The following is a 12,886-nucleotide window of genomic DNA, read 5'->3' as shown; positions in this document are numbered from 1 at the left end:
CCCCCGAGCGCATCCTCGTGACCGCGCCCGACGGCGAGTCGGTGTCGTACGCCGTCATCGCGTCCCGCGGAGTGCTCAGCGGGGACGTCGCGCGCATCGCCGCCGAACTGTCCGAGTCCGACCGGGGATTCGTGTGCGCGCACTACCTCTCCGATCCAGTGCGGCGCCAACTCGACCAGCACGGCATCTCGTACTCCGACGCGACCGGGAATCTCACGCTCGTCGCGTCCCGGCCGGCGATCTGGGTGCGCAACCGGGGCGCCGACGCCGACCCGTGGCGCGGGCCCGGCCGGCCGTCGGGTGTGCTCACCGGTGAACCGTCCGAGCGGGTTGTCCGGGCGCTCGCCGACTTCACCGGCGAGATGTCCGTGCCGGAGCTGATCAAGCTGTCGGGCGCCTCCACCGGCGCCACCTACCGCGTCGTCGAGGTACTCGGGGAACGGGAGTTGATCCGCCGCATTCCACGCGGCCCGATCACCATGGTGCACTGGGAGAAGATGCTGCGGGCCTGGGCAGCGGACCGCAAACCCTGCACCACAAGGGGATTCGCCGCACCCGACGGGGTCGGCACCGTACGGGCCGATCTCTCCGAACCGCTCGACCTGAGCTACGCGATCACCGGTCTCGGCGCCACCGACTACGCGGCCGCCGAGATCCTCGAGGTGTACGCCGACGACCCGGACGCGCTCGCCCAGGCCCTCGGTCTGCGGCCGGTCGATCGCGGAGCCGACGTCGTGGTGGCCACCCCGTGGTCGTCGGTGGTGTTCGAGCGGATGCAGCGGCGCGACGGCCTGCGCTTCGCGGCACCGTCCCAGGTCTATGCCGACCTGCTGGCCGGACCGTTCCGCAACCTGAACGCCGCCGAACACCTGCTGGCGGCGCTCACCGCCGACCAGAGCGCGTGGCGTCGACCCGTCGGTCGCACCTGACCGCGGTCAAAGGCCCAGCGCGGTGACGGCATTGCCGACGAGTCCGGCGTGCTGACGGCTGTAGAGCGCCACCATCCGCTCGTCGGAGTGCCCCGTCTGCGTCATGATCGTCTGGGTCGTGGCCCCGTTGCGGACGGCCTGGGTGACGAACCCGGCGCGCAGGCTGTGCCCGCCGAGCATGGCGACCACCTCGGCGGCGAACCCGGCCTGCCGCGCCCGCCGCTGGATCATCGAGTGCACCGACTGCCCGCTCAGGGCGCCGCTCCCGACGGCACCGGTGCGGTGGATCGTGCGGAACAGGGGCCGTTCCGCACTCCCCTCCCCCGGCGCCACACCGCGGCAGCAATGCTCGTCGCCGGTCGCACGCTCGTCGGTCAACAGTGCCCGCACCGCTGCCCCACCGTCCGCGTCCCACGCGTCGAGCACCTCACGCCATCGCCGGTACGCGCACACCGGACAGGTCCGCGGATCGCGGCCGTACGGAAGCGTGACGGTTCGTCCGTGCGCGTCCCGGTCCGCCTTCGATCGGCGGATCGTCACGTACAGCCCGTCGGACCGATGAGCGACGACGTCGGAGGTGGTGAGTGCGGACAGCTCCGACCGCCGCATCGCGCCGGCCAGTCCGAGCAGCAGCAGGGCGGAGTCGCGGCGCTCGGCGACGCGATCCGGCCATTCCCCCGTGATGGCGGCGGCGCGCATCGCTCCGACGATCGCACGGATGTCGTCGGTGAGCAGTGGGGTGCGGCGTGCCGGAGGTGTCGCACGGGTCCGCCGGACGCCGCGCACCACGTCGCGCACCGCCTCGTGGTGTCCCGGTTTCGGCAGTCCCGCCAGGGCGTGCACCTTGTTGATCGTCGCGACCCACCGCGCGAGGGTCGACGGGGCGTAGGCCCAGCGCCCGTCGGGTCGAAGCTCGCCCGCCTTCTCGGTCAGATACCAGCCCACGAGTTCGGGGGCCGCCGGCAGCGGCACGTGGCCGACGGCGTCGCACCATCGGGCGAACTTGCTCCAGTCGCTGGTCAAGGCAGCTCGGGTGTTGTCCGATGCGGCCTTGGCCCGGAGTCGGCGCATCGCCTCCTCCACCCCGGCGGGAAGTACCGCCGCGCTGATCGACGCCTCGAGGGATTCGTTGCCCGGCAACTGATTCGTCACGGTGACACCACTCCTCATGCCCGAGTCGACCGTCTTCGCGGAACGGACGATACGCGCCTCGGCCGGAAACCCCTCGGTGCCGCCGATCAGCGCGGCGCGTCCGAGCCGGGCGCGCCGCGCGCGGGGCCGGTCCGTCGCGGTTCACACGCCGCAGCGGCGGTCACCCGCTGCCGGTTCGCACACGCGCGCTTCCGACGCGGCCGGGAACCGATCCCGGTAGGCGTCGACTGCCCGACGGGTCTCCTCGGCGACCAGGTCGGCGTTGATCTGGGCCGCGGCGGCCGCGCCCGCCGCGGCGGCTGCGCCCACTTGGGCGGCCGGATCGGTGACGTTCCCCGCGGCCCACACTCCGGGCACGTCGGTGCGGCCGGTCGCATCCGCGGGAATGTGCTCTCCGACCCCTGCCGGATGCTCCACGGGGTGCAGTCCGAGCGCCGCGAGGAAACCGGCGCGCGCCACCATCCGCGGCGCGACCACCAGCGCCTCCCGGGCGATCGTCCTGCCGTTGCTCAGCCGTACCCCGGCGAGGCGGTCGTCGACGATCTCCACGGCGGCCACTTCGCCGTCGACCACCCGGACGCCCCGGGCGACCAGTTGCTCCGCCTGCTCGGCGGTGGGCGCCGGCGCGGTGTGGGTGAAGAACGTCACGTCGGCGCTCCACTGCCGGAACAGCAGGGCCTGGTGCACCGACATGGGTCCGCTCGCCAGCACACCGATGGCCCGGTCGCGGACCTCCCAGCCGTGGCAGTACGGGCAATGCAGCACGTCTCGCCCCCAACGTGCCCGCAGCCCGGGCACGTCGGGAAGCTCGTCGACCAGCCCGGTGGTCACCAGCAGCCGGCGGGCGCGGGTCACCCGGCCGTCGGACAGGGTCACCTCGAACCCGCTCTCGCGGCGGGTCACGGCGGTCACGTCCGCGTGCACCACGTCACCGCCGTGGCCGCGGACCTCGTCTCGGCCGCGGTCGAGCAGTTCGGCCGGCGGGATCCCGTCCCGGGCCAACAATCCGTGCACGCCCGCAGCCGGCGCGTTGCGTGGGGCGCCCGCGTCGATGACGACCACCGACCGCCGCGCCCGGGCGAGCATCAGCCCCGCATTCAGCCCGGCAGCTCCGCCGCCGATCACCACCACGTCGTATTCGTGTCCGAGCAGATCGCTCATCTCGATCACCTCCACGACGACTATGCGATCCGACGGGAAGGACCTGCAACGTTGTTTGCCGATATGGCAAACTGTGCGGCATGGACGACCTCGACCGAGCGCTCGAGACGGTCGGGCCCCGGCTTCGCGCGCTGCGGCGGAAGCGCGAGACCACGTTGGCCGATCTCTCGGCGGCGACGGGCATTTCGGTGAGCACCTTGTCCCGGCTCGAGTCCGGAGCCCGCCGACCGACGCTCGAGCTGCTGCTGCCCTTGGCCCGCGTGCACGGGGTGACGCTCGACGAGCTGGTGGGCGCCCCACCGACCGGCGACCCGCGCATTCATCTGCGTCCGATTACTCGTCACGGCATGACCATGGTGCCGCTCACCCGGCGCGCCGGCGGCATCCAGGCGTACAAGCTGGTGATCCCTGCCGACAGCAGCCGCGGGGAACCGGATCCCCAGACCCATGAGGGCTACGAGTGGCTCTACGTCCTCAACGGGCGGCTGCGACTCGTCCTGGGTGAGCACGACCTGGTTCTCGTGCCCGGGGAGGCGGCCGAGTTCGACACTCGCGTGCCGCATTGGTTCGGCGCCGCCGATGCCGAACCGGTCGAGTTCCTCAGCCTGTTCGGCAAGCAGGGCGAACGGGCACACCTTCGTGCCCGACCGGCCTCGAAAACGGTTCCGCACCAGCCTGATTCGTAGCCGGGCACCCGGCGCACCCCGCCCCGGCGGTGGGTACGGAAGGGCCGACGGGTCCCCGTCGAGTCCGTCGCGGCACCCTCCCCACTTTTCGCGCCCCGGCGCCCCCTGACTCACCATAAGGGGGAGTTATGACGATCAGCCTCGATCCATGCATGTATGCGTACCTATGCGCACTCCGCTCATCGAGGGACCGCTTGTCCGTAACGTTTCGAGTTTCGCACTGCGACACTCCGCCACTGAACTGGCGTTTCTGAATTAAAATCATTTCGTTTCATAATTCATTTCGTGTTCAGATACGTACATTCGGCCCGGAGGGGCGCTCCGGAGCCCGGTATCGGGCCCGCGAGGGCCGAGCGGAAGGCGTCTCTTCTCGTGTGGTGGCGAGCCGGTTCAAGCGATCGGGAGGGAGTGTTCGGTAAATTTCTGCATTCCGTAGCCACCCGATTCCACCACCGTCTTTTGGCCCCTCCCCCCACCTGATAGATATGGCTGCAACCACTGCCCGAGACGAGGACTCCGTGAGCGAAGCGAGCACCGGCGAATCCCTGCCCGACCAGCGCATGCCCGACGAGCGCCCGAAGCCGGGACGACCGCGGAAGTACGCGTCCGCCGCAGACCGGGTCCGGGCCTACCGAGAACGGGAACGACAGAAGAGGGAGGCGGCCTCACTGGCCGAGCTGACCACTCCCCCGGGCCCGGCCGAAGCAGCCACCAACCTGGCGTCCGCCGTCTCCACGCTCCGCACCCTGGCCGCGACGTCGCTCGAGCAGTACAACGCCGTCGCCGCGCAGATCACCGCGGCCGTCGACAAGCTCACCGACCCGGACGCGCTCGAGGCGCAGATGAACCGGGCCACCACGGAACTGGCGAAGGCGAAGGCGGACGCGGACGCCAGGACCGCCCGCCTGCGCGAGCAACTCGCCCAGGCAGCCGAGGACCGCGACAACGCGGAGGCCGCCGTCGAGGCCGTCGACCGGGAGCTGGCGGACGCCCGCGCGGCACACGACACCCGGATCCGGGACCTGGAGACCGCGCATCGCGACGAGTCGACACGAGCGGCCCAGGAGCACGCGGACACCCTGCGCACCTGGCAGGAACGCATCGATGCCACCGCGGCCGCGCATGCCGCGGAGATCGCCGAGTACCGGTCGACCGTCACCACCCAGCAACAGCAGCTCGCCCGGCTCGAATCGGAGCTCGCGACCCTGCGTGACGATCTGGCGCACACCCGCGCCGCCGCGGAGAAGGAGGCGACCACGGCCGCCGCGGCCACCGCCCGGCTCGACACCGATCTCACCGCGGAACGCGTCCGCGTCGAGGAACTGCGCGGCGCCCTCGAGGAGGCCCGCATCGCGGCGGCCGCCGCGCAGGCCGCCGAGACCGCGGCCCGCGACCGAGGCGACGAACTACGGGCCGAGATCGTCGACCTGCGCGGCGAGCGGGACCGGCTCCGGGGCGACCTCACCGCGGCACACGCCGCGGCGACTGAGGCCCGCCGCGAGGCGGACCCGACGGAGACGACGCCGGCCGAGAGCTGACCGAGCGGCGAGGTTCCCGACCCCGGCGACGGCCGGAGGCCCACGGTGGCACGGGCAGCGCCTCCCGCCCCGGGTGTGGCACGCACGGCACCGGGGGTTGCGTGGCACGTGGGCCGCCCCCGCCTACCCTGTCACGGTGAACGAAACGCAGCCGCCCGCCGGGCACACCGACCCGGGGCCCGGGGTGCAGCACGACCGGCTCCGGTTGTTCTCGTTCGCGACCGCCGAGAAGCGGGCCGAATACCTCTGGGTGCTCCGTGCTTTCGACCTCGCCCGCGCCAACTACGTGGTGCTGCTGCACGCCGCCGAGGTCGCGGCGATCCTCGAGCGGACCGACTCGACGGATCCGGCGGCGGCGCTGTCGGCCCGGGACGTCGCACCGCTGCTCGAGCAGCTGCACGCCTGGGGTGTGCTCGAGCGCAGCTACGACGGCACCCGGGCGGCGTCGCTGGCCGAGTACCGCAACCGGCACTACGTGTATCAGTTCGGCCGGGCCGGTTATCACGCCTTCCGGGCCGTGGAGGATGTGCTGCGGGCGCGCGGCGAGGACGCGTCGCTGTCGCGTCTCGCGCTGGCGGATCTGCTGGCCGATCTGACCAAGCTGGCGGCGGCGAACGCGGCCGGGGACGGGGAGCTCATCTATCGCAAGCTGTCGCGGCTGGACGCGACGTTGTCGGACATGGCCGAGCGGGCCGCGGGGTTCTATCTGATGCTCGGCGACCTGGTGCGCACCACCGAGGTCACGCCCGAGTCGTTCCTGGCGCACAAGGATGCGGTGCTGGCGCACATGCGCGAGTTCAGCACGGACCTGGCCCGCTACGCGCCGAAGCTGGCGGCCGCGCTGGCCCGGGTGCGGGAGACGGGGATCGACCGCATGCTGGGGCTCGCCGCCGCGCACGACGAGCGGGTGCTGCTGCCCGCGCCCGAACGGCAGGCGGACTGGCGAGCCCGATGGCGCGGCCTCGAGCGGTGGTTCGTCGGCGCCGGGGACGGGCCCAGCGAGTCGGAGCGGTTGCGGGAGGGCACGATGAGCGCGATCGCGGCGGTGCTGGCGCTGCTGCGCCGGGTGACGGAGACCCGGCGCGGCGGGGTGAGCCGCGAGTCGCAGCTGCGGCACCTGGCCGGCTGGTTCGCGGCCGCGCCGAGTGAGGAGTCGGCGCACGCGCTGTTCGGGGCGGTGTTCGACCTGGGTCGCCCGCGGCACTTCTCGGCCGTGCATCCCGACCCGGAGACGGTCCCGGTGACGACGTCGTGGTGGGACGCGCCACCCGTGCCGATCGCCCGGACGCTGGCCGAGACCGGGCGCACCCCGTCGGCGGGTGCGCCGGCGCGGGTGCAGCGCAACGAATCCGGGATCCGGCGGCTGCGGGAGCGGCAGCTGGCGGCGCAGCGGGCGCGGGCCGAGGCGGCGCGGTCCCTGGCGGCGGGCGGCGTGGACGAGCGGGAGTTGTCCGAGCCGGAGACCGAGGTGCTGCTGAGCCTGCTCGACGCGGCGCTGTCGGCGCGGGTTCCGGTCAGCGGCACCGTGCCGGGGGCGACGGGCACGCAGAACGGGGTTCGGCTGACGTTGAGCCCGGCCGCGGAGGGCACGGTGGTACGCACGGCGCGGGGCCGGCTGCATCTGGACGGGCTGCGGGTGAGCGTGCAGTGAGGGCCCGGCGGATCTCGCCGCTCGACCGGGATTCGTACCAGCGGGCGGCGCGGCTGATCCTGTCGCACCATCTGGTGACCGCGCAGTACCCGGACCGGGCCGCGCTGCCGCTGCTGCGCCGGTGGGCGACGGAGCTGCGGGAGGACCTGCTCGAGTTGTTCGGATACCGGCTGGAGGTGACCGAGACGACCGCGCGGTTGTTCACCGTCGCGGACCGGCTCGATCCCGGGGGCGGGGCGCGCACGGTCACCGACCGGCCCTTCGACCGTCGCCGGTACGCATATCTGGCGCTGGCGCTGGCGGCGCTGGGACGCGCCGGCGGGCAGATCACGCTGTCGGAACTGGCCGAGCAGGTCGCCTCCGAGGCCGGCCGGGTGCCCGGGGTGGAGCTGGCCACCGAGCGGGCGACCGACCGGGACGCGTTCGTCGACGCGGTGGCGTGGCTGGCTGCGCGGGGGGCGATCGCGCTGGCGGACGGCGACGCCGGCGGCTGGGTGTCGGATCCGGACCGGGGTGAGGCGCTCTACGACATCGACCGGCCCGTGGTGGCGGCGCTGTTCCGGCCGCCGCGCGCGCTTCAGCACCTGCGCTCGGTGCGGGGCCTGCTCGCCACCGGTGACCGCAGCGGCGGGGACCGGAACGCGGACACCACCGAGGTGGCGCGGCGGGTGCGCCGGGCGCTGGTGCAGCGACCGGTGGTGTACGCCGAGGACCTCGACGACGACGCGCGGCTGCAGCTGGCGCTGCCGCGCACGACCGCGGGGATCGAGCTGCTGACGGGGCTGGTGGCCGAGCGGCGCGCGGAGGGCGTCGCGCTGGTGGATTCGTCGGGCCGGATGTCGGATCTGCGGTTCCCCGGGGTGGGCACGGTTCCGCAGGTGGCGTTGTTGCTGGCCGGGGAGATCTGCGCGCGGGTGTCGGATCCGGAGTCGGTGCCGGTGCGGTTGCCGAGGCCGGCGGAGGCGGAGCTCGAGGCGGGACTGGACGCGGCGATTCCGGCGGCCGGGGTGTTCGCGTCGCTGGCCGGCGACACCGGCGCCGGGCCGGCGGACACGACACCGGCGCAGCAGCCGGCGCCGGCGCATCCGCTGGTCGAGGACAGCTGGCTGGCGGAGACGGCGGCGAAACTGGTCGACGAGTTCGGCCGTACCTTCGCCGCGCAGTGGCAGGCCGACACGGCGGGCCTGCTGGAGGCGGCGGTGACGGTGTTGCAGCAGCAGAGGCTGGTGGCACGGGTGCCGGGTGGGGTGCTGGCGTTGCCGGCACTGGCCCGGTTCCGGGGGGTGGTGGTGACGGTGCGCGAACGCGACCCGCGCCTCGCGCCGGCCGGTGAGGATTCGAACGAAGCGGAGATGTCGTGAGCAGTGCCCGTTTCCGGCCGACACGTGCCGGGATCATCAACCTGTGGGACTACCGGGACCAGGAATTCTCGTTCGCGGACGGCCGGCTGGTGCTGCGCGGGCCCAACGGCTCGGGCAAGACCAAGGCGCTCGAGGTGCTGTTCCCGTTCGTGTTCGACGGGCGTATCGAGCCGCGGCGGTTGAACCCGTTCGCCGGCGAGGAGCGCACGATGCGGTCCAACCTGCTGTACCAGGGGCAGGACAGCGCGTATTCGTATGTGTGGATGGAGTTCTGCCGCGGCCGCCGGGACGATCCGGAGGCGGTGACCGTGGGGGTCGGGATGCGGGCGGCGCGCGGCAACGACAAGGTCACGCGGTGGTATTTCGTCGTCGACGGCCGGGTCGGTGTGGACTTCTCGCTGCTGGATGCGGCCGATCGTCCGCTGACGCGGCGGCAGCTGATCGAGGAGGTCGGGGCCGACGCGGTCACGGACCGGCCGGTGGACTACCGGGCGGCGATCGATGCGCGGTTGTTCGGCCTCGGGATCGAGCGCTACGACCAGCTGATCAACCTGATCCTGACGTTGCGCCGGCCGCAGCTGGCCAAGAACCTGGATCCGAAGGGGTTGTCGCAGGCGCTGACCGACGGGTTGCGGCCGCTGGACGAGCAGCTGGTACTCGAGGCGGCGCGGTCGTTCGCCGACATGGAGGAGGTCTCCCGCGCGCTGGAGTCGCTGGCGGCGGCGGACGAAGCGGCGCAGCGGTTCGTCGCGGTGTATGCGACCTACCTGGGCCAGCAGGCCCGCGCCGACGTCGACCGGCTCGGGGTGCGGTTGGCGGCGGTCGAGGGCGGGAGTGCGCAGTGGTCGGCGTCGGTGACGGCGTTCGACCGGGCCGGCGTGGAGCGGGCGCAGGCCCACGAGCGGCTCGAGATCGCGGAGCGGGACCTCGAGCAGGCCCGGGCGACGCTCGAGGCGCTGCAGCGGTCGAGCGCGTACGAGGGTAAGCAGCAGCTCGACGATCTGGCGCAGGTGGTGGCGGACCTCGAGCGCACCACGGCCGGGCAGGCGGAGCAGGCGCAGCGCGCGAGGGCGGAGCTGGCGCAGCGCGACGAGGAGGCGCGGCGGGCCGCGGCCGCGGCGACGGACGCGGCGGCGGCGGCGGGCCGCGCCGAGGAGGCGCTCGTCGCGGCGGCGCGGGACGCGGGTGTCGAGTGGGCGCCGCCGGCCGAGGACGCCCGCGGCGAGCAGATCGCGGCGACGGTGGCGGCGTGCGCCGAGGAGCGGGCCGCGGATGTGCGGGCGGTGCGGGCGGCGGTGGTGGCCGCGGAGGGCGCCGCGGCGGCGCGGACGCGGGCCGAGGCGGCCGCCGAGCGGGGCCGGGCGCAGCTCGAGTCGGCCCGGGCGGCGGTGGCCGCGGCGGACGCGGTGGTGGAGCTGGCCCGCGCGGAGGCGTCGAACCTGTTGCGGGAGTGGTGGGTCGCTCACCGGGACACGTGGTCGGCGCTCGGCGTGCCGGAGGAGCTGGTCGAGGCGCTGGCCGCGGCGATCGCGGCGACCGGCGACGACGAGGCCGCGACGCCGGCGGCGGCGCTGGCCGCGCGCACGGCCCCGGTGGTCGAGGAGTTGCGGTTCCGCGGCCGCGGCCTGGAGGCGGAGATCACGCAGGCACAGGAGCGGATCGCGGTGGTGCGGGCCGAACGGGACATGGTCGAGGCCGAGCGCGACGACGCTCCCCCGTCCTTCCCGGCGCGGCCGACCGGGTCGTCGGACCCGTCGGGAGCGCCGCTGTGGCGGCTGGTGCGGTTCGCGGACGACGTGAGCGCGGAGGCGGCCGCGGGCCTCGAGGCCGCGCTGGAGGCGGCGAACCTGCTGACGGGCTGGGTGTGCGGCGGTGCGGGGGACGTGCCCGCGGGGGCGACCGTGCTGGTGCCGGTGCCGCCGGCGCAGCGGCCCACCGGCCGGACGCTGGCCGACGTGCTGGTGGTGGAGCCGGACACCGGGGTGCCGGCCGAGCGGGTGCGGGCGGTGCTGGCGTCCGTCGCGGTGCGGGATGCGGTGACGGACGAGACCGGCCCGGCCGTCGACGAGCGCGGCGGCTACCGCCAGGGGGTGCGGCTGGGCAGGCACACGAAGGCGGAGGTCGAGTACATCGGGGCCACCGCGCGGGCCCGTCGCCGTCGCCTGCGCGTGACCGAGCTCGACGCGGAGATCGCCGCGGCGCAGAACCGGATGGCGGGCGCGCAGGCGGAGCGGGCGGAGCTCGACGGACGGCTCGCGCAGTTGGATCGGGCCGCGGCGGCGGTGCCGCGCACCGGCGCGGTGCTGGCGGCGCTGCGGAAGGTCAGCGAGTGCGCGGGCGCGCTGCGCACCGCCGGGGAGGCGGCGGCCGCGGCGGACCGGGACCTCGATCAGGTGATCGCCGAGTGCGCCGTCAAGGACCGGCGGGTGCGCTCGGTCGCGGCCCGGCACCGGGCGCCGCACACGGCCCGCGAGCTCGAGCATCTGGCGGCGGCGATCCGGTTCTTCGAGGCGCAGGGCCAGGCGGTGCTGCGGGCCCGGCGTGAGCATGTCGCCGCGGCCGAGCGGGCGCGGGAGGCGCAGGTGCGGCGCGACGACTCCCGGCTGGCGGCGGAGGAGTCCGCCGAGCGGACGGTGACGGCCGAGGAGTCGCTGGCACAGCAACAGCAGCGGCTGGGGACGCTGCGGGAGGCGTTGGGCGCCGACGCGCAGCAGATCGACGCGCAGCTCGCGCAGGCGCGCGAGCGGATCGAGGCGGCGCGGGTGGAGCAGCGCGCCGCGCGCCGCGCGCACGACGACGCGGTCGAGCGGCTCGGGAAGGCGGAGGCGGCGCACGTCGCGGCGGAGCAGGCGCTGCGGTCGGCGCTGACCGAGACGCGGGCCGACGCCGCACAGCTGGCGCCGTATGCGCGGCCGGATGTGCTGTCGCTGCTGGGGATCTCGGAGGAGCTGCGGTGGCCGTCGGCGGCGGCGTGGCCGGCGCCGGAGCAGGTGGTGGCTCGGCTCGGCCGGGCCGACGGGGACGTGCCTGCGGTGCCCGCGGAGGTGGGGGCGCTGTACGCGGCGCTGGCGGCGGCGACGGCGACGGTCAAGGGCGGGGACGGGGCCCGCAAGGCGGCCCGGTCGGCGTTGACGTCGGCGTTGCAGGAGTTCGACGGGCAGCTCGCGGCGGCCGGTCAGGACTACCGGCTGCAGTGGGACGCGCCGGACGGGTTGACGGTGGTGCGGGTGCAGGACGAGCAGGGGTTCTCGTCGGTGGCGGAGTTCGCGGTGCGGATCGCGGCGGCGCGGCGGGATCAGGAGCTGCTGCTGACCGACGCGGAGCGGCGCATCCTCGAGGATGCGCTGCTGGCGGGGCTGGCGCAGCAGATCCACGAGCGCACCGAGGACGCGCGGGATCTCATCGCCCGGATGGCGGCGGAGATGCGGCAGCGGCGCATGTCGTCGGGCACGACGGTGGGGGTGCGGTGGGTGCTGGCCGATCATCTCGACGATCAGGCGCGGGCGGTGTGCCGGCTGCTGGACCGGGAGGTCTCGGCGCTGGGACCGGAGGAGCTGGCGAGTGTCCGGGCGCATTTCGCGGCGCGGATCCGGGCGGAGCGGGCGGCGCATCCGGAGCGGTCGTATCCGGAGATCCTGGCGACGACGCTGGATTACCGGCGGTGGCGGGTGTTCTCGTTCGGGTTGCTCGGGGCGGACGGCACGGAGGATCGGCTGACGGTGGCGCGGCATTCGGCGTTGTCGGGGGGTGAGCAGTCGGTGTCGCTGCATCTGCCGTTGTTCGCGGCCGCGCACGTGATGCTGGATTCGGCAGATCCGCAGGCGCCGCGGCTGCTGGCGCTGGACGAGGCGTTCGCCGGGGTGGACGACAACGGCCGCGCGGAGCTGCTCGGGTTGAGCGTGCAGTTCGACCTGGATCTGTTCATGACCGGCTACGACCTGTGGATCACCTATGCCGGGGTGCCGGCGTGCGCGCACTACGATCTGGCGCATTCGGTGGCCGAGCACACGGTCGGGGCGACGCTGCTGGTGTGGTCGGAGGCCGGGTTGCTCGCCGAGCACGACGGGTCGGATCTGGCCGCCGCCCTGGGGTCGCCGGGCACGCGGCGGGTGCCGGCGCCGGTGGAGGGGGCGCTCGAGTTCGTCTGACGGTGGACCTGTCCGGGAATCGGATCCGTCTCCCGCCATCTGGCGTTCTCGGTCCCGGGGAGTGGAAGCAGCGCACTCGGCGCGCGACCCACGTGACCGGCAGCTCCTGGCGGGCGCGGGTGCAGGCCCCGAACAGCAATTTTTCTCGAACCAGATCGAGTTCGTAGGTGACCTCTCCACGGACTCCGGTAGTACTCGAGGTCGATCAGGTAGAGGGTGTCGCGGCTGAGCACGAGCAGTTCGACCTCGTGCCAGCGGCC

Annotated in this window: 8 protein-coding genes; 6 read left to right on the top strand and 2 right to left on the bottom strand. The window is 73.9% G+C overall.

Features of this window, described 5'->3' with window-relative positions:
* A partial coding sequence (locus tag G6038_RS07120) for a hypothetical protein (protein WP_165036945.1) occupies positions 1–929 on the top strand: 929 nt, incomplete at its 5' end.
* Positions 930–935: 6 nt separating this feature from the next.
* Here G6038_RS07120 and G6038_RS07115 read toward each other — a convergent pair.
* Both G6038_RS07115 and G6038_RS07110 read right to left on the bottom strand, forming a co-directional pair.
* The gene (locus G6038_RS07115; RefSeq protein ID WP_206024395.1) at positions 936–2,000 is read right to left on the bottom strand and encodes a tyrosine-type recombinase/integrase; all 1,065 of its coding nucleotides are present in this window, start codon (positions 1,998–2,000) and stop codon (positions 936–938) included.
* Positions 2,001–2,222: 222 nt separating this feature from the next.
* Positions 2,223–3,242 (bottom strand): NAD(P)/FAD-dependent oxidoreductase, encoded by a 1,020-nt coding sequence (locus G6038_RS07110; protein WP_206024363.1) that lies wholly within the window; start codon positions 3,240–3,242, stop codon positions 2,223–2,225.
* Positions 3,243–3,322: 80 nt separating this feature from the next.
* Between G6038_RS07110 and G6038_RS07105 the strand changes: the two genes are divergently transcribed.
* From G6038_RS07105 to G6038_RS07085, 5 genes are all read left to right on the top strand, one after another.
* Positions 3,323–3,928, top strand: a complete 606-nt coding sequence (locus G6038_RS07105) for an XRE family transcriptional regulator (RefSeq protein ID WP_165036942.1) — start codon at positions 3,323–3,325, stop codon at positions 3,926–3,928.
* Between the two features lie 518 nt (positions 3,929–4,446).
* Positions 4,447–5,466 carry a hypothetical protein gene (locus tag G6038_RS07100; protein WP_165036940.1) on the top strand — a complete coding sequence of 340 codons (1,020 nt, stop codon included), beginning with the start codon at positions 4,447–4,449 and terminating at the stop codon, positions 5,464–5,466.
* 184 nt (positions 5,467–5,650) lie between these two features.
* Positions 5,651–7,117: a TIGR02677 family protein gene (locus G6038_RS07095; RefSeq protein WP_165036960.1), complete on the top strand. Its 1,467-nt coding sequence runs from the start codon at positions 5,651–5,653 to the stop codon at positions 7,115–7,117.
* Entirely contained in the window at positions 7,114–8,478 is a 1,365-nt protein-coding gene (locus G6038_RS07090) for a DUF2398 family protein (protein ID WP_165036939.1), read from the top strand. The genes G6038_RS07095 and G6038_RS07090 overlap by 4 nt, the downstream gene beginning before the upstream one ends.
* Complete coding sequence (locus G6038_RS07085; RefSeq protein ID WP_165036938.1) at positions 8,475–12,626, top strand: TIGR02680 family protein; 4,152 nt, start codon at positions 8,475–8,477, stop codon at positions 12,624–12,626. The genes G6038_RS07090 and G6038_RS07085 overlap by 4 nt, the downstream gene beginning before the upstream one ends.
* Positions 12,627–12,886: the final 260 nt, after the last annotated feature.

The organism is Rhodococcus sp. 14C212 (assembly GCF_011058195.1).
Taxonomy (GTDB): Bacteria; Actinomycetota; Actinomycetes; order Mycobacteriales; family Mycobacteriaceae; genus Rhodococcus; species Rhodococcus aetherivorans.
This window is presented reverse-complemented; position numbering and strand designations above follow the sequence as displayed.

Excerpts from the sequence above, each read along its gene's own strand:
- G6038_RS07115 (WP_206024395.1), bottom strand. The coding sequence starts at position 2,000 with ATGCGCCGACTCCGGGCCAAGGCCGCATCGGACAACACCCGAGCTGCC.
- G6038_RS07110 (WP_206024363.1), bottom strand. The coding sequence starts at position 3,242 with ATGAGCGATCTGCTCGGACACGAATACGACGTGGTGGTGATCGGCGGC.
- G6038_RS07105 (WP_165036942.1), top strand. The coding sequence starts at position 3,323 with ATGGACGACCTCGACCGAGCGCTCGAGACGGTCGGGCCCCGGCTTCGC.